Source organism: Micromonospora sp. NPDC003816 (assembly GCF_042874705.1).
In the GTDB taxonomy this organism is placed as follows: domain Bacteria; phylum Actinomycetota; class Actinomycetes; order Mycobacteriales; family Micromonosporaceae; genus Micromonospora.
Window position 1 is genome coordinate 812,627 of sequence record NZ_JBIANP010000002.1, and the last position, 22,679, is coordinate 835,305.

The window sequence follows — 22,679 nt, forward strand, 5'->3', positions numbered from 1 at the left end:
TCAGACTCCGTCCGCTGGCAGCGAGACCGTGAAGGTGCTGCCCCGGCCGGGTTCGCTGGCCAGGTCGAGGGTGCCGCCGAGCAGGGTCACCAGCCGTCGGGCGTACGGCAGGCCGAGGCCGGTGCCGCCGGTCCGCGTCGGGCCGGGTGCCTGGTAGAACTCCTCGAATACCCGCTCGTGCAGCTCGGCAGGGATGCCCGCCCCGGTGTCCGACACGGAGAGTCGCCAGCCACCGTCGTGCTGCTCGGCGCGCAGCCGCACCTCACCCTCGGCGGTGAACTTCAACCCGTTGTGCAGCAGGTTGCGCAGCACCTGGGCGAGCAGCACCTCGTCGGTCCGCAGCGTGGCAGGTGCCGGCGGCTCCTCCACCACCAGCGCCACGTCACCGGCGGTGGGCAGCGCCCGCAGGGTGCCCCGCAACTGTCCGAAGAGGGCCTTGAGGTCGACGTCCGCCATGGCCGGCTCGATCCGGCCGGACTCCGCCTTGGCCAGGTCGAGCAACTCGTTGACCAGGGACAGCAGATCCGAGGCGGAGCCACGGATCAGGCCGACCTGGCGCGCCTGCTCGCTGGTGAGCGGGTCGGAGGCGGAGTCGCCCAACAGCCGGGCCAGCCCGATGATCGCGGTGACCGGGGCCCGCAGCTCGTGGCTGACGTTCGCCAGGAACCGCGTCTTGGACTCGCTCGCGGCACGCAACTGCGCCGACTTCTCGTCCAGCTCGGCGTAGAGCGCCACGACGCCCGTGTTCGTCGCCTCCAGCTCGTCGGTGAGCTGGTGGTACAGCGCCATCACACCTTGGTTGGTCTGTTCCAGTTCCTCGTTGAGCCGGGCCAGCTCGTCGCGCTGGGTGCGTACCTCGTCGAGGGCGGCGATGAGCTGGGTGTTCTGGGTGGCGAGCTCCTCCTCCGCCGTGCCCGGCGCGCTCTCGGCGAGTCGGGCGCGCAACTGGGCGAGGCGCTCGGGGGTGAGCGCCGCAGCGGTGGCCGGGATCCGTCGCGACATCCTGACGACCGTAACTTGCTCCTCGGCAACCACGCCGAGTGTGTCCACCAGACGCGCCACCGCGCCGGACTCGGGCTGGTAGCGCCCGTCCGGCAGCGGCGCCACCGGAACGAGGTCGACGCGCAGGTGGTGACGGCCGTCCACGGTGTCGGCGACGGCGAAGACCACGTCCGCCCCGCCGACGGCCCGCAACAGGTCCCGGGCGACCTCGCTGATCGCGGTGGCGATCCGGACCTGGTCCTGGTGCTCCAGGCCGAGTACGCCGGCCACCTCGCGGCCACGCTGGCGGACCACGAAGATGTCCTGTTCGACCCGGAGCGCCATCTGCATCAGCGAGGCGGTGGTCATGACCAGGACCTTGCCACCAGTACTCCGGCGTCGTCGCGTCGGGTCCCGGCGTCGCGCAGCAACGTGGCGGCCGTCACCAGCGGCGACCGCCCGACGAGGCCGGGATAGTCCTCGATTCGCCAGCGGTCCACCACCCCGTCGGAGTGCATCACCAGCAGGCTGTCCGGGCCGAACGGGTAGTCGTACTGCCGGATCGTGGGCCGCTGGTGCCCGGCGATTCCGGGCAGCGAGACCAGGCCACGCCGCCGGCCATCCGCGTCGATGACCACGCCGCTGATGTTGCCCAACCCGGCGTACCGCAACACCGCCCCCGCCGGGTCCGGCTCGGCCACCGCGAGCGCGGCACCACGGGTGTGCGACAGCGAGCGGTGCAGGTGGGCGACGACCTCGGCCGGGGCGGCGGCCGGGGCACCACGGAACGCGGCGAGCGCGGCGTCGGTGGCGGCCCCGGCCAGCGGGCCGTGCCCGAGGCCGTCGGTGACCAGCACCTGACGGCGATCGCCGACGACCCGCCAGGCGTAACCGTCCCCACAGACCGTCTCGCCGGCCAGCGGCCGGGTCAGCCCGCCGGCCCAGGGCAGGTCGGTGTCCGCGCCCCCGAACACGCGTACCGCGATGACGGTGCCCCGGCCGGGCCAGGAGTACGCGTCGAACCAGCTCGCCTGGCGCACGATCGCGCCCAGACCGATGCCGAGGGTGCCGGTGGTGGAGTGCCCGTCCCGCGCGGACTGCGCCAGGTCGGCCATGCCCGGACCGGAGTCCAGGGCGATCAGCTCGACCCCGGCGTCCATCTCGCGGCGTACCGGCCGGAGCAGCAGCATACCGTCGTCGGCGTGCTTGATCAGATTGCTGGTCAGCTCGGCGGCGACGATGGCCAGGTCGGCGATCCGGCCCTCGGGCAGCGCCAGTTCATTCCCCAGGCGCTCGGCCGCCCGCCGCACCGCACTGCCGGTGCTGCCGTTCTCCACGCGGTACCAGGTGCCCCGGTCGGAGACCGGCGCGGCGGTCACCGGGACCACTTGGTGATCGTGATCCGGGTGCCCTGCCCGGGCGCGGTCTGGATGTCGAACTCGTCCACCAGCCGGCGGGCACCGCTCAGGCCGAGACCGAGGCCGCCGCCGGTGGTGTAGCCGTCGGTCAGGGCGAGGTCCAGGTCGACGATGCCCGGACCGTCGTCCGCGAAGACGATCGTGATGCCGGACCTGCGGCCGTTGTCGACTTTGGAGACCTCGACCGTGCCGCCACCGCCGTACACCAGTGTGTTCCGGGCCAGCTCGCTGGCCGCGGTGACCACCTTGGTCTGGTCGACCAGCGACAGCTTGACCGCCACCGCCACGGTACGCACCAGTTGCCGGACGCGTACCACGTCCTCGTCGCTGCCGACCGTCTGCGCCTGGGGACGCCCCAGGTCGACACCGCTGGTCATGACGACGCCGTCGGCTCGGGATCCGCCCCGTCGTGGAAGTCGTCGTCGTGGAGGTCGTCGGCGCGGTCGGCCGCGATGAGTTCCATCCCGCGCTCGACGTTCAGGGCGGTCCGGATGCCGTTGAGCGACAGGCCCAGCTCGACCAGGGTGATGGCGACCGCCGGACGCATCCCGACCACCACCGTCTCGGCATCGAGCACCCGGGAGATGGAGGCGATGGTGGAGAGCATCCGGCCGACGAAGGAGTCGACGATGTCCAACGCGGTGATGTCGATGATCACGCCGTGACAGCCGGTGGCGACGATCCGCTCGGCCAGGTCCTCCTGGAGGGCCACGGCCGTCTGGTCGGACATGTCGAGCTGGATGGAGACCAGCAGGATGTCGCCGATCTTGAGAATCGGCACCCGCTCCATCAGACCTCCCGGCGGGTCTGTCGCCGGTTCGCCTCGACGCCGGTGAGCCGCAGCACGTGCCGCAGCGCGTCGGCGAGGCTCGCCTTGGTGGCGATGTCGCCGAACTCGATGCCGAGCGCGACGATGGTCTGGGCGATCTGCGGCCGGATGCCGGAGATGATGCAGTCGGCGCCCATCAGGCGGGCCGCCACCACGGTCTTCAGGATGTGCTGGGCGACCTGGGTGTCGACCGCCGGTACGCCGGTGATGTCGATGATCGCGTACGGCGAGCCGGTGTCGACCAGGGTCTGCAACAGCCGCTCCATCACCACCTGGGCGCGGGCCGAGTCGAGCGTGCCGACCAGCGGCACCGCCACCACGCCCTCCCAGAGCTTGACCACCGGGGTGGAGAGCTCCAGCAGCTGCTCCGCCTGGTCGGCGATCAGGCTCTCGCGGGTGCGGACGTAGGTCTCGAAGGTGAAGAGGCCCATCTGGTCGACCAGCGCCGAGAAGGCGACGAAGTCGCGCAGGGTTCCGGTGCCCTGATCGGTCTCCATGACCGTCAGCAGGGCCTCCTTGAGGGCGAACACGCTGCTGGCGGTCTCGCTGGCGGTGAAGCCCTGCCGGGCCTGGCCACGGGAGACCTCGGCGAGCACGGCCCGCAGCTCGGTGGCCTCCTCGGCGGCGAGGTCGCCCACGCCCTTGCCGAGCGCGTCCACCAGCACCCGGTGCATCTCCTGCACCTGCCGGACCAGTTCGGCCTGGCTGAGTCGGCCCCGCAACTGGGCGGCGAGGACCTCGGTCCACCGCTGGACGACCTGTCCGGCCTGACCGGTGAGCAGGTCGGCCAAGCGGCCACTCTCGTCAGCGCTCAACGCCATCGCACTACCCCCTAGACCTGGACCGGCCGGACTCTATCACCGCGGACCCACAAACTACTTGTCACGAAGCAAGGGAATGACGGGGGCCACCTCATCGTGCTCCCGTTCTGCGTACCGGGCCCGGCGTGGGATACCGTTCCTCCGATAAACAGGAGGTCTGGCATATGTCCCTGACGGTGCACACGGAGCAACGCGGTGACGTGGTCGTGGTGTCGGTCGCAGGTGAACTGGACATGGCCACCGCACCGCAACTGCAGGACCAGATCACCGACCTGCTCGACAAGGGGCGCAGCCGCCTCGTGTTCGACCTGTCGGATGTCTCGTTCTGCGATTCCACCGGTCTGTCGGTGTTCGTCCGCGCGAAGAACAGCTCCGACGAGGCCGGCGGGGTGGTCCGGTTGGCCGCGCCACAACGCGGCGTGCTGCGCATCCTCGAGGTGAGTGGCCTCGTGGAGGTCCTGCACACCTATCCGACGGTCGACGAGGCGGTCGCGGGGGAACCCACCACCTCCTCCTGACCCCACCGCGCTACCCACCGGCCACGGCCGGGCCTCGCTCGTCCTCGATGTACCGAGGGCGAGCGATGACGATTCCTGCCCCGGTCTGCACGGCGAGTGCGACCAGCAGGAAGCCCAGGGGTGCCGTCCACCCACCGGTGGACTCGTGCAGGATCCCGACCAGCAGCGGCCCGAGCGCCGCGATGAGGTACCCGACGCTCTGCGTGAAGGCCGACAACGCGACCGTCCCGTCGGCCGTACGCGCCCGCAGCCCGATGGTGGCCAGGATGAGCGGGAAGGCACCCTGCCCCAACGCCAGCAGCACCACCCAGAGCACCGCCCCGCCACGCGGCGCGAACGCCAGCCCCAGATAGGCCACGCTGGAGGCGGCGGTCAACGCCAGCACCAGCAGCCGCAGGTCGCTCAGCCGACCGGCCAGCGTCGGCATCAGCAGCGCGATCGGCACCCCGAGCGCGGTCACCCCGGCCAGCAGCAGGCCGGCGTCCTGCGGCCGGAAACCGGCGTCCCGGAACAGCACGGCCAGCCAGCCCATGATCGCGTACGCGCTCAGCGACTGCGCGCCGAAATAGAGCGCCATCGCCCAGCCGAGCCGGGTGCGCGCGGGACTGATCCGCAGACGCGCCCGCCCGCCGTGCCGACCCGACCGCCGCGCGGCCCCACCGGTCCGCAGCGCCGCCGGCAACCACGGGAGTACGGCCACCGCCGCGAGCGCCGCCCAGACACCCAGTCCGGCCCGCCACGAGCCGAAGGCGTGCGCCACCGGCACCGCAGCGGCGGCAGCCGCCGTCGCCCCCACCGTCAACGTCATCATGTACACCCCGGTGACCAGGCCGGTCCGGTGCGGGAAGTGTTGCTTGACCAGCATCGGCAGCAGGATGTTCGCCACCGCGATCCCGGCCAGCGCGAGCGCGCTGGTGGCCAGGAACACCACGGCGGACCCGGTCACCACCCGCAGCACCTGCCCGACGGTGAGCGCGATCATCGCCAGCACCAGCAGTCGCGGGGCGGAGAGCCGCCGGACCAGCCACGGCGTGGTCGCACCCAACCCGGCGAACGCCACGGCCGGCAGGGTCGTGACGGCGCCCGCCATCGCGCCGGAGAGCGCCAACCCGACGCGTACCTCGTCGAGCAGTGCGCCGAGGCTGGTCATCGCGGCCCGCAGGTTCAGCGCCACCAGCAGCATCCCGACCAGCAGCAGCCACCCGGCACGCGCCCGATCCGCCCCGCCCACCGGGTTTCCGGCGTCAGCGGTCCCGGTCGCAGCGGGTGCGGCGCCGACGGTCGGTGCAGTGGTGGCGGGGGTGCCGGCGGCTGGCGGAGTCATGACCTCGAACCTACAATCATGGGATGAATTTCGGCGAGTGGCTGTAACCAGTGCCACCAGCGATTGATTCCGCCGTCCCGCCCCGGGGCCGACGGACGAACGAGACCATCACTCGACTGCGGCGACGGATCATGGCCGGCGAATGGCCGGTGGGCAGCCGCATCCCGACCGAGCCGCAACTCGTCGAGGATCTCGGCGTGGGGCGCAACACGGTCCGCGAGGCGGTCCGGGCCCTGGCCCACGCCGGAGTGCTGGAGTGCCGGCAGGGCTCCGGGACCTACGTGCTCTCCACCGACGAACTGGCACCCGTGGTGGCCCGCCGCCTCACCGACGACCGGATGACCGAGGTGATCGAGGTACGCCGTGCCTTCGAGGTGGAGGCCGCCCGGCTCGCCGCGCGCCGACGTACCGCCGAGGACCTGGCCGCCCTCGACGCCGCGCTGGCGGCCCGCGAGGCGGCCTGGCGCGGCGGCGAGGTCGCCGAGTTCGTCGAGGCCGACGTGGCGCTGCACACCGCCGTCGTCGCGGCGGCGCACAACGGCATGCTCGCCGAGCTGTACGCCTCGGTCGCCACCGCCCTGCGCAGCACCGTCACGCAGGCCATGGGCGACGCCCTGACACCGGACCGGCACGTCGACCACGCCCGCCTGGTGGCCGCCATCCGGGCCGGCGACCCGGAGCTGGCGGCCCGGGAGGCCGGTGCTTTCCTGGAGTCCGCACCCAAGGCATAGGTTGTCCTCGACGAAAAACCGGACACCTCAGGAGTACGGATGCTCAAGGGCTTCAAAGACTTCATCATGCGCGGCAACGTCGTCGACCTCGCGGTCGGCGTCGTCATCGGTGCCGCGTTCACCGGCGTGGTCACGCAGCTCACCAAGTCGTTCCTGGAACCGCTGATCCGCGTCTTCGTGGTGCTGATCACCGGAAGCGACAAGGGCCTAGAGGGCACCGCACCGACAATCGAGGGCATCCCGTTCGACTGGGTCGCCTTCGTCAACGCGCTGATCACGTTCCTGCTCACCGCGGCGGCGCTGTACTTCCTGGTCGTCTTCCCGATGAACAAGCTGGCCGAGCGCCGCAAGCGGGGCGAGGAGCCGCCGCCCTCGGCACCGAGCGAGGAGGTCAAGCTGCTCACCGAGATCCGGGACGCCCTGGTCGCCTCCGGCCGGACCACCCCGGCCCAGCAGCGCGGCGCCCTGGACGACGTGCTCGGCCGCCGGGAGGAACCGCCCACCGGGCGCTGAACCCGGCACCCGCACATCGGCCCCTGTGGGAATCCCGCAGGGGCCGCTCCATGTCGAACACATGTTCGATAGAGTCCCGCCATGGAGCAGCGAAAGCACTGGTGGAACGGGAAATGGGGGCGGCTGGCCCGACGGGACGTCTTCCTCCGGGCGGACGCCGATCGCTGGTACGTGGAACAGCGTGCCGGCGGGGCCGAGGGCGCATCCCGGTTCTACGAGTACGACACCGTCGACGACGCCGAGGAGACGGTCCGCGCGCTGCTCCAGGGCCCCGACACCTGGCGCGAACTATCCCCCCGCCCCCCATCCCCCTGGCCCTCCCCCCCACCCTCCACCCCCAGCCCGGGTTGATCAAGAAGTTTTCGTCTCGCCACCGCCGCGAACGCGACCCGAACTTCTTGATCGACAAGGCGGAGGGGTGGGGCGTACCGGATGGGGTGGGTGGTTTAGGAGCAGTGGGGGGCGGGAACCGCGCGGAGTATGGAGCAGCAGGGCATCGATCAACAGACCACCGTCTCGCGGGTCACCACCGGCATGCGGGTGGTGGACGCCGCTGGCCTCGACGTCGGCACGGTGGACCTGGTCCAGCGCGGTGACCCGAACGCCGTGACCGTGCAGGCGCCCACCGCCGACCCTGGCAGCAGCCTGGACGAGTTGATCGAGTCCGCCGCCACGGAGGAACCCGACGTTCCTGCGGACCTGGCCGCCCGCCTGCTGCGCACCGGTTACCTGAAGGTCTCCACCGAACTGGTCCCCACCGGTGCCGTCTACGTACTGGCCGACCAGATCAACACCGTCGTCGACGGAGAGGTTCGGCTCGACGTCCTCGCCGCCGACCTCCCTCCGGAGGACTGACCCCGCCTCGGCCCGCTCACGACGTCTGAGTCGGGACGGACCCGGCGGTCGGGGCGGGCGCGGCAGCAGGCCGGTCGGGTTCGGTGACCGGGGTCGACAGCGTCGGCGTGGGGCGGCGGGGACGGAAGATCAGGAACATCAGGCAGCCGGCCACCAGGCCCCAGAAGGCGCCGCCGATGCCGATCAGCGACACCCCGGAGGCGGTGACCACCAGGGTCACCACGGCGGCCTCCCGGGCCGTGGGACCGGCCAGCGCCGCGGTCAGGGCGGTGGCCAGCGCGCCGAGCAGAGCCAGTCCGGCGACCGCCTCGATCAGTACGGGTGGCGCCCAACCGACGAGCGTGGTGACCGCACCGGCACCCAATCCGAGCATCGCCAGCCCGATGCCGGCGGTCACCGAGGCGATCCAGCGGCGGTCCGGGTCGGGGTGCGCGTCCGGTCCGGCAGCCAGCGCGGCGGTGATCGCCGCCAGGTTGACCGCGTGACCACCGGCGGGCGCCACGGCCATGCTGGCCAGTCCCGTGGTCCGCAGCGCCGAGCCGAGCGGGGGCCGGTAACCGTAGCCGACCAGGACGGCGGTGCCGGGCACGTTCTGCGCGGCCATGGTCACCAGGAACAGCGGCAGTGCCACACCGATCAGCGCCGACAGGCTCCACGCCGGCATGGTCAGCGTGAACACCGGCCGCAGTCCACCGGTGCCACCGCCCGACGTGGTCAGCGCGATCGCGACGGCGGCGACCACCAGTGCCCCGGGGACCGCCCAACGCCGGGCGAAGCGGTGCAGCACCAACCAGGAGACCAGCACCGGCGCGGCGAGGTGCGGCACGTCGACGAGGGCGCGTACCGGTGCGGTGCAGAGCGGCAGCAACACCCCGGCGAGCATCGCCCCGGCGATGGGTTTGGGTATCGCGGCGACGGCGCGGCCGAGGGCCGGGAACAGGCCGGCGGCGACGATGAGCAGGCCCGAGACGAGGAACGCGCCGACGGCGACCGGCCACCCGCCGGGCACCGGGCCGGTCGCGATGAGCAGCGCCGCGCCGGGCGTGGACCAGGCGATGCTCAGCGGCATCCGGTGCCGCAGGCCGAGCCAGACGGCGCAGAGCCCGGAGGCGACGCAGAGGACGAGCAGCCCGGAGGCGGCCTGCGCCTCGCTCGCGCCGGCCGCGCGCAGCCCGGCAAGCACCACCGTGAACGAGCTGGCGAACCCGACCAGCGCGGTCACCACCCCCGCGAGGATCGGCTGTGTCCGTCCCGCCATGACCCCACCCCTTCCCGACCGTTCCGTTTACGGAACAGCGGCGTGTAGCACCATATCGGGGTGTCGCAGCCACCACCAGATTCGGACACCGCCGCGATCGGCCAGCGGGTCCGCGCCCTCCGCGAGGCGCGCGGCATCTCGCTCTCCGCGCTGTCCCGGCTGGCGGGAGTGGGCAAGGCGACGCTCTCCGGACTGGAGAACGGCGTCCGCAACCCCACCCTGGAGACGTTGTACGCGATCACCGCGCAGCTCGGCGTACCGCTGACCGCCGTGCTCTCCGGGCCGTCGGCCGGGCCGACCGTACGCGGCGCGGCGGTCAGCGCGACGCTGCTGGAGGTCTTCGACGACTCGGACGCGACGTACGAGCTGTACCGGATGCGGGTGGCGCCCGGCCCCGGCCAGCTCTCCCCCGCGCACCAACCCGGGGTGACCGAGCACGTGACCGTCTTCGCCGGGGTGCTGCGCGCCGGCCCGGTCGACGCGCCGCTGACCGTCGCCGCCGGTGGCCACCTGCGCTGGACGTCCGACGTGCCGCACCTCTACGCCGCCGTGGGCGACGAGGAGGTGGCCGCCAGCCTGCTCCTGCGCTACCCCCGGATGTAAGGAAGGGCCCCCTGCTAACGCCTCGTGTATAGGAAGGGTCCCTTCCTTACATCTCGGCGGGGGTGGGTTCGGCGAGCCGTCGGCGTACCGCCCAGAGCGCCACCTCGGTACGCGAGGCCGAGCCGGTCTTGCGCAGCAGGTTGGACACGTGCACGGTGACCGTCCGCACCGAGATGCCCAGGGCGCTCGCCACCTGCTTGTTGGACATCCCGGCGACCAGGCAGTCGAGCACCTCCACCTCCCGCCCGGTCAACTCGGCCGACAGTCCGGTGCCGCCCGCCGACGCCCCCGACGACTCCGGCGTACGCGACAGCCCCGACGCCGCCCGCCCACCGTCGGCGTCGAACGGCGGCACACCTCGACGGGCAGGCCGAGGCCGTACGTCGAACGCGGGCGGGACGTCGACCGGGGCGAGCAGCGCCTCGGGTGGCTGTCCGGCGTACGCGGCGAGCAGCTCGGTGAGCGCGTACGGGTTGCCGCCGGTGCTCCGCCAGACGCCGCGTACCAGTCGACCGGGCAGCGGGTGGCCGGCGTACACCTGGGTCAGCACCTCGGCCACCTCGACCGGGCGCAGCGGCCCGAGGTGCTGGCGCACCGCCCCGGGTACGCCGCAGAGCCGGGCCAGGGTGCGGCCGGCGAGTTCCGGGGCGACCGCGTGCGCGGCGGGTCGGGTCGCCACCACCAGCAGGGCGGGCAGTCCGGGGGCGGTGGCGAGTTCGCCGATCAGGTTGAGGCTGGCCGGGTCGAGCGCGTGCAGATCCTCGACCACGAGGACGGCCGGGCCGGTGCCGACCAGCGCCCGGACGGCACGTACGGCGAGGCGCAGCAGCGTGCCGGGGGCGTAGCGCTCGCGTGGCGCGGTGGGTTGTTGGGCGAGCCAGGCCAGCGCGTCCGGCGGCACGGTGTCGGCCGGCAGGTCGAGCCGGTCGGGGTCGCGTCCGCTGAGCACGGCGGCCAGCCAGTCGTACGGTGCCGGACTGTGCACCCGGGCGGCGCCGCTGAGCACCATCGCCGGTCGTGGGGTGAGTTCGTCCAGCGCGGCGGCGACCAACAGGCTCTTGCCGACGCCCGCGCCGCCGGTGACGACCACGACGGCCGGTGTTCGACGCCTCCGACCAGCCACGGTGGACCACACTCGGCCCAGCTCAGCCAGCTCGTCGGCGCGCCCGACCATGGACATCGGCAACATTCCTCAACCCTACGCAGTAGTGCGTAGAGACGCGGGAAGGGTGTTCTTGGCAAGCTTGACCCATGACGCTGATCCTCCGCTCGGCCATCCTCAACGACATCGGCCTGGTCCGCACCAACAACGAGGACTCCGCGCTCGCTGGTGAACGCCTCGTCGCGGTGGCCGACGGCATGGGTGGGCTGCCCGCCGGTGAGGTCGCCAGCGAGATCGTCATCCGGATCCTGGACGAGTTGATCCCGCCCACCGCACCGGACGCCGCCACCGACTCGCTACGGGCCGTGGTGAGCACCGCCAACCAACGTATTCACGCGGCGATCGCCGCCGAGCCCGCCCGGGACGGCATGGGCACGACGCTCACGGCGGCCCTGCTCGCCGGGGACACGCTGGTGCTGGCGCAGGTCGGCGACTCGCGCTGCTATCTGCTGCGGGAGGGCCGGCTGCGGCAGTTGACCCGGGACGACACGTTCGTGCAGGCGCTCGTCGACCAGGGCACGTTGACCCGTGAGCAGGCCCGGCACCATCCGCAGCGGTCGCTGGTGACGCGTGCGGTGCAGGGCGCGGACGCCCCGCCGACGATGGGCTCGGTGAGCGTGGCGGCCGGCGACCGGCTGCTGCTCTGCAGTGACGGGCTCTCCGACTACGTGACCGACGACGCGATCGCCGCCGCGCTGAGCCTGCACACCGACCGCCACCAGTGCGGTGAGCAGTTGGTGAAGCTCGCCCACCAGGCCGGCGCGCCGGACAACGTCACCGTGGTGATCTCCGACGTCGTGCCGAGCTGACCCGCCACCGCCTCGGGACCTCCGTGGTCCCGAGGCGCCGCCAGGACCGAGGCACCACCGTGGTCCCGAGGCGCCGCTGTGCGCAACTAGGTAGTTGTGCCATCTAGGTAGCGCCACTAGGGTTCGGCGGGTGGATCCCGATCGTCGTGGGCAGTGGCTGCGAGGTGTGCTCGACCTCTGCGTGCTGGCCCTGCTGCGCGAGGGCGAGTCCTACGGCTACCAGCTCGCCCAGTCGCTCGACGCCGCGGGCGTCGGACCGATCCAGGGCGGCACGCTCTATCCGGTGCTGCTGCGATTGCAGCGCACCGGTCTGGTCACCGCGCAGTGGCGGGAGGGCGGGTCGGGTCCGGCCCGCAAGTACTACCAGCTCACCGACGACGGGCGGGCGGCGCTGCACAATGGCGGTAACGCCTGGCTGACGTTCGTGGCGCCGGTGACCGACATCGTCTCGAAGGGGGTCGAGGGGTGAACGTCGACGACTGGCTGCGGGGGTTCGCGGCCGAGTTGCACAGGCGGCGGGTGGCGACCGACGCCGCCCGGCACGTGGTCGCCGAGGCCGCCACACACCTGCGCGAGGGCGGCGGTGACCCGTGGCAGGTCTTCGGCCCGCCGCAGACGTACGCCGCCGCGATCGTGGAGAGCATCGGCACCGCGCCCGGCCCGCGTCCCGGGCCGGTGCGCTTGTCCGCCAAGGGCATCACCAAGCGGTACGGGCGGCATCCGGTGCTGCGAGACGCCTCGCTGACCGTACGCGCCGGGCAGATCGCCGCCGTGGTCGGCGCGAACGGCTGCGGCAAGAGCACCTTCCTGCGGATCTGCGCCGGGTTGATCTCGCCGGACAGCGGTGAGGTGACCGTCTCCGGCCGGCTCGGCTACTGCCCCCAGCAGGGCGGCACTGCCGACTTCCTGCTCCCCGACGAGCACTTCGTGCTGGTCGGCGCCGGTCAGGGTGTGGCCCGTGGCCCGGCCCGGCAGGCCGGTCGGGCGGCGGCCCGGAACCTCGGCTGGGACGCCGAGGGCACCGTGCTCGCCCGGCACCTCTCCGGCGGTACGCGCCAGAAGCTGAACCTGACCATGTCCACCCTCGCCCAACCGGACGTGCTGCTGCTCGACGAGCCGTACCAGGGCTTCGACCAGGGCAGTTACGTCAACCTCTGGGACCAGTTGACCCGGCTGCGCGACGAGGGAAAGGCCATCGTGGTGGTGACGCACCTGCTCAACCAACTCGACCGGGTCGACATCGTGCTCGACCTGACCTCCGCCGAGCAGGGAGGTCGGGCGTGAAGCGGCTGCTCACCGTCGCCGAGATGACGTTGCGGGAACTGGCGCGTCGTCGGGGCGTACTCCTGCTCCTGTTGTTGATGCCGTTGGTCTTCTGGATGATCCGGCGGGACTCGCACGTCGGGCAGTCGATCCGGGCGCTGTTCCTCGGCATCAGTTGGGCGGTCAGCACCGCCGCGCTCTTCGCCACCAGCGCCGCCCGCGAGCTGGAACCCCGGCTCCGGCTCGCCGGCTACCGGCCGCACCATCTGTACCTCGGCCGGATGCTCGGCCTGTGGGCGCTCGGCCTGACCGTCGCGGTGCCGTTCTTCCTGCTCACCGTGCTCGACACGACCAACCTGCGGTACGCCGGGATCGCCGTGGCGATGCTCTGCTGCGTGATGGTGGCCGCGCCGTTCGGCATGTTGATCGGCGCGCTGCTGCCCCGCGAACTGGAGGGCACCCTGCTGTTGCTCACCGTGGTGGCGATGCAGATGCTGCTCGACCCGGCCAGTCAGGGCGCGAAGCTCACCCCGTTCTGGTCCAGCCGGGAGATCGCCACCTGGGCGGTGGACCACGCCGACGACGGCTACCTGGCCCGGGGCGTCCTGCACGGGCTGGCGGTGACGCTGCTGCTGACCGTGACCGTGGCAGGGGTGTTCAGTGTCCGGCTGCGCCGCCGCCGGCACCTGCACCACGTACCCATCACCTGAGAGTCACCACGGGGTCCGCGACCGGTCGCGGAACCCGGCGCAGGCTCTAGCATCACCTGGTGCGTCTCAGATCCCTCGCTCCCGTGGTCGCGCTCGGTGTCGCCGTCGGTCTGACCGGCTGCGGCGGCCCGTCCGTACCCCGCGTCGACCCGCGCAGCGTCCAGCAGCCGGCCGGCGGCGATCCCGCCGAGCCGACCTCCGAGGCACCGCCCGGACAGCACCAGAGCGCCGAGACCAGCCCGTCCGGCAACGCCGCGCTCGGCACCCCCGCCGCCGGTGCCGACCCGACCCGGTCGGCCGACAACCCGGGCGTACGCGACAGCGCGCCCCCGGCCGACGCGGCCCCCGTGCCCGCCGTGGCCCAGGCCGTCGACACCTCGAACCCGACCCGCACCATCGGTGACGGCACCCCGGCCAGTTGCACCTCGGCAGCGGTGGTGCGGGCGGTCGCGGCCGGCGGGATCATCACCTTCGACTGCGGCCCCGACCCGGTGACCATCACGATGGCGGCGACCGCGAAGGTCCGCAACGCCAACGGCCCTAAGGTGGTGCTGGATGGCGGCGGCAAGATCACGCTCAGCGGGCAGGGCAAGCGCCGCATCCTCTACATGAACACCTGCGACCCGCTCCAGGGCTGGACCACCGCGCGCTGCCAGAACCAGGACCACCCGCAGCTCACCGTGCAGAACCTGACCTTCGCCGACGGCGACTCCACCGGCCAGCGCGTCGACGGTGGCGGCGGTGGCGCGATCTTCGTACGCGGCGGGCGGCTCAAGGTGGTCGACTCGCACTTCGTCGGCAACCGCTGCGACCGCACCGGCCCCGACGTGGGCGGCGCCGCCATCCGGGTGCTCGACCAGCACGACGGCCAACCGGTGTACGTGGTCGACAGCACCTTCACCGGCGGCACCTGCGCCAACGGCGGCGCACTGAGCAGCATCGGCGTCTCCTGGGTCATCCTGAACAGCGTGCTGCGGGACAACGCGGCCGTCGGCACCGGCGCCAACCCGGCCCGCTCCGGCACTCCCGGCGGCGGCAGCGGCGGCGCGATCTACGCCGACGGCAACGAATTCTCGGTACGCGTCGCCGGCACCCTGATCGAGGGGAACGACGCCAAGGAGGGCGGCGGGGCGATCTTCTTCGTCAGCAACAACCGCACCGGCACGTTGCGCATCGAGAAGTCGACCCTGCGCCGCAACCCCAGCCACGGCTTCCAGACCCACCCCGGCATCTTCTACCAGGGCGCCGGCTCCGGCCCCACCATCACCGCCTCCACCATCCGCTGAGTCAGTAGGGGTTGCCCTGGCCGGCGGGGCGGGCCTTGAGGAGGGCGGCGGGACGGCCGGGCAGGTCGGGGGTGGCGGAGAGCGGCGGACTGGCCGTGTGGGCGCGCTCCGCCATGCCCGCCACCAACTCCTTGAGCGCGGTGACCGCGTCCACGCGTGGCCGCCAGCCCAGCTCGGTCTCGGCGCGCTCGCTGGACATCAGCGGCGCGTTCAACGCCAACTCCACCCACCCCGCGTCGACCGGTTGCAGCCGGGCCCGCCAGGTCAGCGCGGCAGCCGTCCGCAGCACCGGGGCGGCCACCGGCACCGTCCAGCCGTGGAAGTGCCGGGCCACCAGTTCCGGCGTCAACACCGGGTCCGCGGCGACGTTGAAGGCGCCGCGCGCGTCACCCAGAATCGCCCGGGCGTACGCGTCGGCCACGTCGTCGGCGTGCACCGCCTGCATCCGCAGCCGGCGGTTGGCCGGCACCAACGGCAGCCGCCCGAACCGGAGCAGCCGCACCGGCACCAGTGGCCCCAGGAAGTAACGGCTGATCTCCGTACCCGCCTCCCGCTGGAAGATCAACCCCGGCCGCAGGCGTACCACCCGAAGCTCCGGACGGGTCCGCTCGACCCCGTCGAGCATCTCCTCCACCGCCGCCTTGTCCCGGCTGTACGACGACTCGGCCACCCCGGTCGCCGGCCACCGCTCGCTGATCGGCAGGTTCTTCGGCCCCGGCGCGTACGCCCCCACCGACGACGCGTACACCAGCGCCGGTACGCCCGCCCGCAGCACCGCGTCCACGACATTCCGGCTGCCGCCCACATTGGTACGCCGCAACACCTGCTGGTCGTGGCTGGGCTGGATCTGCCAGGCCAGGTGCACCACCGCGTCCGCCCCGGCGAACACCTCGGTCAACTCGTCAACGGCACCGGCCTGCCCGATGTCGCACGAGTGCCACCGCACCCCCGCGTACGGCTCACCGGCCCCCGCGTGCGGCAGCCGCCGCGCCACCCCGACGATCTCCACACCGCGCTCACGCCACAACCGGCGCAGCAGTGCCGTACCCATGTTGCCGCTCGCGCCCACCACCACGATCCGCATGTCCGGTCCGTACCCGGTCAGTCGCTTTCCACGCGTCCACCTGGCTCCCGACCGGCGGCGCTCCCGTGCGCGGCCCCGGCGGTCGCGGCCCCACCCGGCCGACGTCCCGCGTGCGCGGCGTCCGCTACCGGGCCAGCAGCGCGCCGATCATGCTGGCGAAGGCCCCGACCGAACTGCCCGTCCGGACCAGGTTCCAGCGCACCCACGGCACCTCGAACCGACGCCGGATCGCCGCCAGGTCGGTGATCCCGTCGACCGACCCGGCGGCGTCCAACTGATCATTGAGCGGCACGTTGCACCGCGCCGTTACACCGAGCGTCACCAGATGCAGGACCAGCGCGGCAATCAACCACCACAGCACCGCCCCGCCGTCACCGAAGTACCCGACGACCGCCACCGCCACCAGCACCGGCCCACCCAGGAACACCGAGATGAACCAGCCGTTGACGATCTTCCGGTTGATCGACTGCATGGTGCCGACCAGCGTCCGATCGTCGGTCGCCGCCAACCCCGGCATCACCGAGCAGGCGTACGCGAAGAACAACCCCGCCACCAGCCCCGTGGCCGCCACGCCCCCGGCCAGCACCACGACCCGTACGCCTTCCGGCACGCTTGCCTCCCCCCTGTCGAACCGACGCCCGAGCCGATCCTGCCAGCCTCGATCCACCCGCCCGCCCCGGCGGACATCGACGGCTGCTCGACAGCCGCGAGCCCGATCCGCGCAGTGTCCGGTAGCCTGAGCGCGCGGGCCGCTAGCTCAATGGCAGAGCTGTGGACTTTTAATCCATAGGTTCAGGGTTCGAGTCCCTGGCGGCCCACCTCAGACGGATACCCAAACGGAGGGGCCAGTGCGGCGAAGCCGCAGGCCACGGCCGATATCTCGTGTGCTCGTATCGCGGCTCGACGCCGCAACCCCGGACAGCTCGCTGCCCCCGGGGGCAACGTGGCCAGAATTCTGACCAGTCGCTAGAATGGTCGCTATGGAGACCATTCCGATCACGGAAGCCAAGGCCCGGATCGCCGAGCTTGCCGACCGGGTCGCTCGGGAGCACGACCACTTCACGATCACCCGCAACGGACGTGCCGACGTGATGCTGATCTCGGTCGCCGAGTACGAGTCGATGCGGGAGACGCTCGACCTGCTCTCCGACGACGATGCCCTCGCGGATCTACGCCAGTCGCGGGAGGATTTCGCGGCCGGCGACACGTTCTCGATGGACGAGGTTCGCGCCGAGTTGGAACGGCGTCGCGGTAGGGCAGCCTGATGCCTCCGCAAAGCGGGCGACGGGACGACACGCAGGAGGCGACCAGCCCGTACACGGTGATGTTCTCCCGGCAGGCCCGCCGCAACCTGTACGAGGACCTGCCGCTGGAGGTCGCGGTCGCGGCGACGGAGACCATCCAGCACGCGATAGCGGTCAACCCCTATCGGGCGGGCAAACCACTCGACGAGCCCTTCGACGGCTTCCACTCCGCCCGCCGTGGCACCTACCGGGTCATCTACCGGATCAACGAGGCCAAGCGTGTCGTGGAGATCCACTCGATCCGCCACCGACGCGACGCCTACCGCTTCTAAGGCCTGTTTCACAAGCTGCTCAGAGCCAATCGGTGATGATCATGACGGTTGAGACGACTTGGAAGCGGAATGCGAGCCTGTCGGATCAGGTAGCGATGCCCATCCGACGTTCGGACCCCTTGAAGGCGCGAGATCCCTACTGTTTGGCCCAGTGGCGGAAGACCTCTTGGACCGAGCTGTGCCACGGGACGCCACCGTCGTCGTAACCCTTGCCCGGCGCCCCGGTCTTCTCGTTGACGACGAGGGCTGCCAGCGAGGGCTCGCCCGCAGCGATGCACAGATCCGAGAGTTCATCGAGCACCGGTGGCATCTGGTGACCGAGAGGCACGCCAACCATGCCGATTGCTATGCCCAATTCCTTGTACGTCACCAGCGAGCGACGGCGGGCTGCCATGATCAGGGCCCCTCGCGCTTGAAGGACCTGCTGCTGTCTCGTCGTCGATGCCACGGAGCACATACTGCCGTCCGTGGCACGTACAGGGAAGGCCGGTAGCCCTGGACCTGCGGAGCAGCCGATCGAGCAGCTGACCGGGCGATCGGCAGCGGACGGTTCGGTCGGCGAAGTTGGACATGGCCACGCGGTCGAACGGCAATAGATGTCGAATGGCGACCCTTGATGACCGCTGCCCCACTCTTCGGCAATGTCACGCCATCTACCGCGACCGCCTCAGCCGATTCAGGTCGATGCCGTAAGCGAGCGCGATTGCGAAGGTCAGCGCCGCGCCGGCCCAGGCGGCGAGCCAGAACAAGAAACCGCGCAGGTCAAGCCCGCGGCCACTGGCGAGGATCGGATCGTGCGGTGGGGGAAACAGCCCGTGGAAAGCGGGACCACCGAAGAGGAGGATCGTCCCAGACACGACTATGCCGCCGGCCACAAATAGCCGCAGGGAGCGTCTGCCGAATTCCCGCCGCCTGATCAGGTGGGCAGCCAGGCTCAGGCCGATGGGTCCGCCGAAGACGAGAGCACCACAACCGAGCAGGGTTGCTGCCCCGTACGTCACGGATCGATACTACTCCCATGATCCACCCGTCACCGCCCTGGTCAACTAGATCGTGGACCGTGGCGCCATGGATGCGGCCGACGGCGGGACTGAACAAACGCGACAAGTCACCTGGCGTCGGCGAAGACCTGGCTATCGGCAGAGGGCGTCGATCTGCGTGTCGAAGTCGGGGAACTCCGCCCGCGCCGCCGCGACCACCTCGTCCGCCGATCGACGGCGATCCGGCGCGAAGCGCTGTGCGATCTCGGTGAGGCGCGCGTCCGGCTGCGGCTCGTGCTCGTGCTCCGGGTACTGCGCCGCCTCCCACGGACCGAATCCGTCCGCCAGCAGCCACAGGTAGCTCCCCAGGTCCGGTGCCACGACCCCGGTCTCGCCCTCCGATCCGAGGAACACCACCGGCTGTCGTTCGATCGGCTCACCGGCGCGGACCAGCCAGAACGCGGCGTAGCCACCGGTGCCGTCCTGCCCGAAGACGCGGTACTCGGCCCCGTCCAGCTCGGGGTTGCCGGTCCAGGAGCGCCACCAGTCGGCGGTCTCGTCCGGGTCCAGGAACTGCGGGTACGGCTCGAAGTCGACGCCGGCTCCGTCGCGGTAGTCGAATTCCCCCGCGTGCGCTTCGGCCAGCGCTGCGGGCAGGCTACGACGGTTCTCTTCCACGGCAGCACCCTAACCACGACGACCGACATCCTCTCGGCCCGTCCGTGCCGTCCCGCGCCACGCGGAGAGCCGGCTAACCAGCGGCAACGGGGCACCACCAAGATCGGCTTCTTGCTATGCTGCCGCCCTCAGATGCGTGGGGACACCGGGCAGCACGTCTGCCGATCCGATGGTGTCCTTTCTCCGCACCACTTTTCTTGTGGTTTCCGAGGAGGAGACGGTGGCCCTGACCGGGCAACTGCCGGCCGTGCGTACGGCGCGGAACTCGACTGTTCTGACCTTGACGATGTGCCTCGTCGGCACGCTCGCCGCAGTGCCCGGCACGGCGATCGCCGCCTCCCCCGAGCCGACTGCGGAGTTGGTGCTGCCCGCCGAGGCGCGGGCCATCCCGCGCGCCACCCGGATCCTCAACGCCGGCGACACCGGATTCCTGTGGGCACAGGAGGGTGACGACCGTCTGTTGTGGACGGTGTACGCAAACGGCACGACCACCGCGCTCGACCAGCGGCTGCCCGCACCGGTGCAGTACGACTTCCGAGGCTGGTGGCCGTCGGCCCCCTCGTTCCACCCGGGTTGGTACGGGGCGGGTTCGGACACGGTGGCCGTCTATTCGGCCGAGCCGTCGCCACGGGTGACGCTGCTGCGGGGTGCCTCGAACGGCCGCACGGTGACGTTGCCCGAGGGACGGTCCTACCAGGGCACCTTCGGTGACACCATTCTGACCCGCACCGACGACCTGGCGTACCACCTGCTCCGGGACGGCGTCGAGAGGCCGGTCTCCGGCTTTCCCGATGGTGTGACGGAGGCTGCGGTCGAGGACGCCGACGCCCGTTCCGTCATCGTTCGCTACCGGCTCGCCGATCCGGTCGACGAGTGGCGCAAGTGGGGCCTGATCGACGTCGCCAGCGGTGTCTTCACCCGGCTTCCGGACCGGCTCGACCCGTTCGACGCTTGGGAGGTGAGCGGCTTCCGGCTCGCCACCGAGTCGATCCTGAGGCTGCGCAGCGGGCGTTCCCTACTGGACGTCCTGGACCGGGAGGACTTCTCGGCACCGACCCACACGGTCACCACGGGCCACCTCAACTACCAGGCCGCGCACGGGCTGGTCGGTGCGAGCCTGCTCTCGGTCGATCCGATCGCCACGGGCAACAACATCTATCGTGGGCAGCGGCTCTGGGCCGAGCGCGTCGACGGAACGCGACGCCCGGCCACGGTCATGAACCCGGCCGCGCACCAGATCGTCCAGGCACCGGACGGGTCCGCCCTGGTGGCGGGTGCGCGGGAGTACGTCGAGGAGGGCGACCTGGACTGGGGGATCTGGCGGATCTCGCCGACCCCGGACGGCTCGGTCACCCGGCACCGGATCACGTCGGTGCAGCCGGTGCCGGCGCAGATCCACGGGCTCGCGCTCGGCAGCGGCATCCTCAGCACGGCCGACAACAGCACCATCTACAGTCCCAGCGACTTCCTCGGCACCTACCGCAGCACCTGGTTGACCACGCCGACCGGCGGGGGCGTACCGGCCGTCGAGCGCGCCACCCGGGACGCGCTGGTCGGTGGCCGCGACGGCTCCTGCGGCACGTCCGACAACCCCCGCTGCATCACGATGTTCGCCGACGGCACCGGCCATCACGGTCGCGCCAATGCGACCTACCGCGACGTGACGATGTTGTACGCGAACGGGTCCGCCGAGACGGGCCCGAGCATCGAGACGAAGCACTTCGCCCCGAGGCTCATCGACCTCTCCGGTCGGTACGCGGTGATCGACGGTGGCACGTACAGCACCCAGTACATCGGCGAGTTCCGGCCCGGGGCGGCGGGTGTCGTGCTCCAGAACCGGTCATTCGTCGGGGCCGCCGTCTGGGGCTCGACGCTGTGGAGCGGCTCGGCCGCCTCCGGTGTGGTGACCGCCACCCAGCTTCCCACCGGCACCGTCCTGGAGAGTTTCACCACCAGCAACGGATGCTCGGCCACCCGGCTGCAGGCCGTGGGGCGCTGGGTGTACTGGGCGTGCGTGGACTACACGTACAGCGAGCGGGGCTCGGGTGTCTGGGACCGGGTGGCCAAGCGCCACCTGCCCGCCCCGGCACGTGACGTGCTGCTCGGCGACGGCTACCTGGTCGAGCAGGTGAACGGCGGGCTCCGGCTGGTCGACCTGAACGGCCAGCGCCCGGCCCGGATGCTGGTGGACGCGGACGACCTCGGTCCGGGTGCCGCGCCGCGTACCGCCTGGACCGTCGACCGGTTCGGCGGTGCGGTCGCGTACACCGACCGGTGGCAGCAGGTCCACATCGTGCCGACCGGCATCCCGGCATCGGCGTTGAGCGTGATCGACTCGACCGTGTCCGGCGAGACCGATGCCTGGTCCGGTCAGTGGTGGCTGTCGAAGCCCGCCGCCTCCTGGCAGTTCGTCGTCCGTGACGCGGCGGGCACCGCCCTGCGTACGCTGTCCGGCTCGTCGGTCCGGGGCTTGCTGCGGGTGGCCTGGGACGGCCGGGACTCCGCCGGTAGGCCGCTGGCCGACGGTGCCTTCGCGTGGACGTTGACCGCCCAGCCCGCTGACGGCGTGGGTCCCGCCCTGACCGTCGCCGGCCCACGACTCGCCCCGCCGCCGCCCCCGCCGCCTCCGGCTCCCGCACCGCCGACGGCGACGAAGAAGCCGTCGATCTCGGGCACCCTCGCGGTCGGCTCGACGGTGAAGGCGGCACCCGGCACGTGGAGCCCGGCCCCCACCTCGTACGCCTATCAGTGGTCGGCCAACGGCACCGCGATCAAGAGCGCGACCGGTGCGTCCCTGAAGGTCACGCCGTCGATGGTGGGCAAGCGGCTCACCGTCACGGTGACCGCGAGGCGTACCGGCCATCCGTCCGGTGTGGCCACCTCACCCGCATCGGCCGTGGTCGCCAAGGGTAAGGCGTCGAAGGCGACGAAGAAGCCGTCGGTCAGCGGTACCCCGAAGGTGGGCCGGACGGTGAAGGCACTGGTCGGCACCTGGTCGCCGAAGGTCGACTCCTACCGGTACGAGTGGCGGCTCAACGGCAAAAGTGATCAAGGGCGCGACGGGGAAGACGCTGAAGCTCAAGTCCTCGATGCGCAACAAGAAGCTGACCGTCGTGGTGATCGCCCGCAAGGCGGGGTACGTGGACGGCAGGTCGACCAGCAAGGCGGTGACCGTACGCCGCTGAACCAGTGGCTCCCGCGCCCTAGGTAGCGGGGTCGGCCGGGCCGACCCACCCTAACCCGGCCGGGCATACCCGATCGGGTATGCCCGGCCGGGCGC

The 22,679-nt window shown here is 71.6% G+C and carries 27 protein-coding genes and 1 tRNA gene; 15 read left to right on the forward strand and 13 right to left on the reverse strand.

All coding sequences use genetic code 11. The features are described 5' to 3' along the window. Genes ACFYTT_RS09540 through ACFYTT_RS09560 form a run of 5 tightly spaced genes read right to left on the reverse strand, consistent with a single transcriptional unit; the run spans position 1 to position 4,049 of the window. Entirely contained in the window at positions 1-1,350 is a 1,350-nt protein-coding gene (locus tag ACFYTT_RS09540; protein WP_387258399.1) for an ATP-binding protein, read from the reverse strand. After that, a complete protein-coding gene (locus ACFYTT_RS09545; RefSeq protein ID WP_387258401.1) occupies positions 1,347-2,369 on the reverse strand; it encodes an ATP-binding SpoIIE family protein phosphatase in 1,023 nt (340 codons plus the stop codon). The genes ACFYTT_RS09540 and ACFYTT_RS09545 overlap by 4 nt, the downstream gene beginning before the upstream one ends. Continuing rightward, positions 2,357-2,776 carry an ATP-binding protein gene (locus tag ACFYTT_RS09550; protein ID WP_131056583.1) on the reverse strand — a complete coding sequence of 140 codons (420 nt, stop codon included), beginning with the start codon at positions 2,774-2,776 and terminating at the stop codon, positions 2,357-2,359. Before ACFYTT_RS09550 ends, ACFYTT_RS09545 begins: the two co-directional genes overlap by 13 nt. Then, a complete protein-coding gene (locus tag ACFYTT_RS09555) occupies positions 2,773-3,189 on the reverse strand; it encodes an STAS domain-containing protein (RefSeq protein ID WP_176092306.1) in 417 nt (138 codons plus the stop codon). Before ACFYTT_RS09555 ends, ACFYTT_RS09550 begins: the two co-directional genes overlap by 4 nt. After that, positions 3,189-4,049: an STAS domain-containing protein gene (locus ACFYTT_RS09560; RefSeq protein ID WP_131056587.1), complete on the reverse strand. Its 861-nt coding sequence runs from the start codon at positions 4,047-4,049 to the stop codon at positions 3,189-3,191. Before ACFYTT_RS09560 ends, ACFYTT_RS09555 begins: the two co-directional genes overlap by 1 nt. 164 nt (positions 4,050-4,213) lie before the next feature. Here ACFYTT_RS09560 and ACFYTT_RS09565 point away from each other — a divergent pair, with 164 nt between their 5' ends. Then, positions 4,214-4,567, forward strand: coding sequence for an STAS domain-containing protein (locus tag ACFYTT_RS09565; protein WP_131056589.1), 354 nt, complete (start codon positions 4,214-4,216; stop codon positions 4,565-4,567). A 10-nt stretch (positions 4,568-4,577) separates the two neighbouring features. Here the strand turns inward: ACFYTT_RS09565 and ACFYTT_RS09570 are convergent, their stop codons facing one another. Continuing rightward, positions 4,578-5,891 (reverse strand): MFS transporter, encoded by a 1,314-nt coding sequence (locus ACFYTT_RS09570; protein ID WP_387258404.1) that lies wholly within the window; start codon positions 5,889-5,891, stop codon positions 4,578-4,580. A 50-nt stretch (positions 5,892-5,941) separates the two neighbouring features. Between ACFYTT_RS09570 and ACFYTT_RS09575 the strand changes: the two genes are divergently transcribed. From ACFYTT_RS09575 to ACFYTT_RS09590, 4 genes are all read left to right on the forward strand, one after another. Then, complete coding sequence (locus ACFYTT_RS09575) at positions 5,942-6,622, forward strand: FadR/GntR family transcriptional regulator (protein WP_387258406.1); 681 nt, start codon at positions 5,942-5,944, stop codon at positions 6,620-6,622. Positions 6,623-6,661: 39 nt separating this feature from the next. Beyond that, entirely contained in the window at positions 6,662-7,135 is a 474-nt protein-coding gene (gene mscL / locus ACFYTT_RS09580) for a large conductance mechanosensitive channel protein MscL (RefSeq protein WP_176092303.1), read from the forward strand. Positions 7,136-7,216: 81 nt separating this feature from the next. After that, positions 7,217-7,486 carry a hypothetical protein gene (locus ACFYTT_RS09585; RefSeq protein WP_176092302.1) on the forward strand — a complete coding sequence of 90 codons (270 nt, stop codon included), beginning with the start codon at positions 7,217-7,219 and terminating at the stop codon, positions 7,484-7,486. A 129-nt stretch (positions 7,487-7,615) separates the two neighbouring features. Then, a complete protein-coding gene (locus tag ACFYTT_RS09590) occupies positions 7,616-7,990 on the forward strand; it encodes a hypothetical protein (protein WP_131057715.1) in 375 nt (124 codons plus the stop codon). Between the two features lie 16 nt (positions 7,991-8,006). Here the strand turns inward: ACFYTT_RS09590 and ACFYTT_RS09595 are convergent, their stop codons facing one another. After that, positions 8,007-9,248, reverse strand: coding sequence for a benzoate/H(+) symporter BenE family transporter (locus tag ACFYTT_RS09595; protein ID WP_387258409.1), 1,242 nt, complete (start codon positions 9,246-9,248; stop codon positions 8,007-8,009). 60 nt (positions 9,249-9,308) lie between these two features. Here ACFYTT_RS09595 and ACFYTT_RS09600 point away from each other — a divergent pair, with 60 nt between their 5' ends. Continuing rightward, on the forward strand, positions 9,309-9,851 hold the full coding sequence (locus ACFYTT_RS09600; RefSeq protein WP_176092300.1) for a helix-turn-helix domain-containing protein: 543 nt from the start codon (positions 9,309-9,311) through the stop codon (positions 9,849-9,851). A 46-nt stretch (positions 9,852-9,897) separates the two neighbouring features. Here ACFYTT_RS09600 and ACFYTT_RS09605 read toward each other — a convergent pair whose 3' ends face one another. Then, entirely contained in the window at positions 9,898-11,040 is a 1,143-nt protein-coding gene (locus ACFYTT_RS09605; RefSeq protein WP_387258410.1) for an AAA family ATPase, read from the reverse strand. A 62-nt stretch (positions 11,041-11,102) separates the two neighbouring features. Between ACFYTT_RS09605 and ACFYTT_RS09610 the strand changes: the two genes are divergently transcribed. The 5 genes from ACFYTT_RS09610 to ACFYTT_RS09630 all read left to right on the forward strand — a co-directional run bounded on the left by ACFYTT_RS09610 (position 11,103) and on the right by ACFYTT_RS09630 (position 15,081). Further along, on the forward strand, positions 11,103-11,822 hold the full coding sequence (locus tag ACFYTT_RS09610) for a PP2C family serine/threonine-protein phosphatase (protein WP_357211029.1): 720 nt from the start codon (positions 11,103-11,105) through the stop codon (positions 11,820-11,822). A gap of 130 nt (positions 11,823-11,952) precedes the next feature. After that, positions 11,953-12,291, forward strand: coding sequence for a PadR family transcriptional regulator (locus ACFYTT_RS09615; protein WP_131056968.1), 339 nt, complete (start codon positions 11,953-11,955; stop codon positions 12,289-12,291). After that, entirely contained in the window at positions 12,288-13,106 is an 819-nt protein-coding gene (locus tag ACFYTT_RS09620) for an ATP-binding cassette domain-containing protein (RefSeq protein WP_131056970.1), read from the forward strand. Before ACFYTT_RS09615 ends, ACFYTT_RS09620 begins: the two co-directional genes overlap by 4 nt. Continuing rightward, positions 13,103-13,795 carry an ABC transporter permease gene (locus tag ACFYTT_RS09625; RefSeq protein ID WP_357211025.1) on the forward strand — a complete coding sequence of 231 codons (693 nt, stop codon included), beginning with the start codon at positions 13,103-13,105 and terminating at the stop codon, positions 13,793-13,795. The genes ACFYTT_RS09620 and ACFYTT_RS09625 overlap by 4 nt, the downstream gene beginning before the upstream one ends. Positions 13,796-13,854: 59 nt before the next feature. Continuing rightward, on the forward strand, positions 13,855-15,081 hold the full coding sequence (locus ACFYTT_RS09630) for a hypothetical protein (protein ID WP_387258413.1): 1,227 nt from the start codon (positions 13,855-13,857) through the stop codon (positions 15,079-15,081). 1 nt (position 15,082) lies between these two features. Here the strand turns inward: ACFYTT_RS09630 and ACFYTT_RS09635 are convergent, their stop codons facing one another. Both ACFYTT_RS09635 and ACFYTT_RS09640 read right to left on the reverse strand, forming a co-directional pair. Beyond that, on the reverse strand, positions 15,083-16,165 hold the full coding sequence (locus ACFYTT_RS09635; RefSeq protein ID WP_387258415.1) for an NAD-dependent epimerase/dehydratase family protein: 1,083 nt from the start codon (positions 16,163-16,165) through the stop codon (positions 15,083-15,085). Between the two features lie 124 nt (positions 16,166-16,289). Beyond that, on the reverse strand, positions 16,290-16,775 hold the full coding sequence (locus ACFYTT_RS09640) for a DUF1772 domain-containing protein (protein WP_387258416.1): 486 nt from the start codon (positions 16,773-16,775) through the stop codon (positions 16,290-16,292). 136 nt (positions 16,776-16,911) lie between these two features. Between ACFYTT_RS09640 and ACFYTT_RS09645 the strand changes: the two genes are divergently transcribed. The 3 genes from ACFYTT_RS09645 to ACFYTT_RS09655 all read left to right on the forward strand — a co-directional run bounded on the left by ACFYTT_RS09645 (position 16,912) and on the right by ACFYTT_RS09655 (position 17,741). Beyond that, positions 16,912-16,983 (forward strand) — tRNA-Lys (locus ACFYTT_RS09645). A gap of 162 nt (positions 16,984-17,145) precedes the next feature. Continuing rightward, positions 17,146-17,430 (forward strand): type II toxin-antitoxin system Phd/YefM family antitoxin, encoded by a 285-nt coding sequence (locus ACFYTT_RS09650; RefSeq protein ID WP_387258418.1) that lies wholly within the window; start codon positions 17,146-17,148, stop codon positions 17,428-17,430. Then, positions 17,430-17,741 (forward strand): type II toxin-antitoxin system RelE/ParE family toxin, encoded by a 312-nt coding sequence (locus ACFYTT_RS09655; protein ID WP_387258420.1) that lies wholly within the window; start codon positions 17,430-17,432, stop codon positions 17,739-17,741. The genes ACFYTT_RS09650 and ACFYTT_RS09655 overlap by 1 nt, the downstream gene beginning before the upstream one ends. 136 nt (positions 17,742-17,877) lie before the next feature. On the opposite strand, the gene ACFYTT_RS09660 is transcribed toward ACFYTT_RS09655, so the two are convergent. From ACFYTT_RS09660 to ACFYTT_RS09670, 3 genes are all read right to left on the reverse strand, one after another. Next, entirely contained in the window at positions 17,878-18,189 is a 312-nt protein-coding gene (locus ACFYTT_RS09660) for a hypothetical protein (protein WP_387258422.1), read from the reverse strand. A 205-nt stretch (positions 18,190-18,394) separates the two neighbouring features. Continuing rightward, on the reverse strand, positions 18,395-18,742 hold the full coding sequence (locus ACFYTT_RS09665) for a hypothetical protein (protein WP_387258424.1): 348 nt from the start codon (positions 18,740-18,742) through the stop codon (positions 18,395-18,397). A 132-nt stretch (positions 18,743-18,874) separates the two neighbouring features. After that, the gene (locus ACFYTT_RS09670) at positions 18,875-19,399 is read right to left on the reverse strand and encodes an SMI1/KNR4 family protein (RefSeq protein WP_387258426.1); all 525 of its coding nucleotides are present in this window, start codon (positions 19,397-19,399) and stop codon (positions 18,875-18,877) included. A gap of 199 nt (positions 19,400-19,598) precedes the next feature. Between ACFYTT_RS09670 and ACFYTT_RS09675 the strand changes: the two genes are divergently transcribed. Then, complete coding sequence (locus tag ACFYTT_RS09675) at positions 19,599-22,610, forward strand: FlgD immunoglobulin-like domain containing protein (protein WP_387258428.1); 3,012 nt, start codon at positions 19,599-19,601, stop codon at positions 22,608-22,610. The last annotated feature ends 69 nt before the right edge of the window (positions 22,611-22,679 follow it).

What these genes read in the sequence shown, in the direction of transcription:
- ACFYTT_RS09560 (WP_131056587.1), bottom strand. Translation starts at nt 4,049, where the DNA reads ATGGCGTTGAGCGCTGACGAGAGTGGCCGCTTGGCCGACCTGCTCACC.
- ACFYTT_RS09570 (WP_387258404.1), bottom strand. Translation starts at nt 5,891, where the DNA reads ATGACTCCGCCAGCCGCCGGCACCCCCGCCACCACTGCACCGACCGTC.
- ACFYTT_RS09605 (WP_387258410.1), bottom strand. Translation starts at nt 11,040, where the DNA reads ATGTTGCCGATGTCCATGGTCGGGCGCGCCGACGAGCTGGCTGAGCTG.
- ACFYTT_RS09635 (WP_387258415.1), bottom strand. Translation starts at nt 16,165, where the DNA reads ATGCGGATCGTGGTGGTGGGCGCGAGCGGCAACATGGGTACGGCACTG.
- ACFYTT_RS09585 (WP_176092302.1), top strand. Translation starts at nt 7,217, where the DNA reads ATGGAGCAGCGAAAGCACTGGTGGAACGGGAAATGGGGGCGGCTGGCC.
- ACFYTT_RS09595 (WP_387258409.1), bottom strand. Translation starts at nt 9,248, where the DNA reads ATGGCGGGACGGACACAGCCGATCCTCGCGGGGGTGGTGACCGCGCTG.
- ACFYTT_RS09610 (WP_357211029.1), top strand. Translation starts at nt 11,103, where the DNA reads ATGACGCTGATCCTCCGCTCGGCCATCCTCAACGACATCGGCCTGGTC.
- mscL (WP_176092303.1), top strand. Translation starts at nt 6,662, where the DNA reads ATGCTCAAGGGCTTCAAAGACTTCATCATGCGCGGCAACGTCGTCGAC.
- ACFYTT_RS09540 (WP_387258399.1), bottom strand. Translation starts at nt 1,350, where the DNA reads ATGACCACCGCCTCGCTGATGCAGATGGCGCTCCGGGTCGAACAGGAC.
- ACFYTT_RS09590 (WP_131057715.1), top strand. Translation starts at nt 7,616, where the DNA reads ATGGAGCAGCAGGGCATCGATCAACAGACCACCGTCTCGCGGGTCACC.
- ACFYTT_RS09565 (WP_131056589.1), top strand. Translation starts at nt 4,214, where the DNA reads ATGTCCCTGACGGTGCACACGGAGCAACGCGGTGACGTGGTCGTGGTG.
- ACFYTT_RS09655 (WP_387258420.1), top strand. Translation starts at nt 17,430, where the DNA reads ATGCCTCCGCAAAGCGGGCGACGGGACGACACGCAGGAGGCGACCAGC.
- ACFYTT_RS09555 (WP_176092306.1), bottom strand. Translation starts at nt 3,189, where the DNA reads ATGGAGCGGGTGCCGATTCTCAAGATCGGCGACATCCTGCTGGTCTCC.
- ACFYTT_RS09650 (WP_387258418.1), top strand. Translation starts at nt 17,146, where the DNA reads ATGGAGACCATTCCGATCACGGAAGCCAAGGCCCGGATCGCCGAGCTT.
- ACFYTT_RS09550 (WP_131056583.1), bottom strand. Translation starts at nt 2,776, where the DNA reads ATGACCAGCGGTGTCGACCTGGGGCGTCCCCAGGCGCAGACGGTCGGC.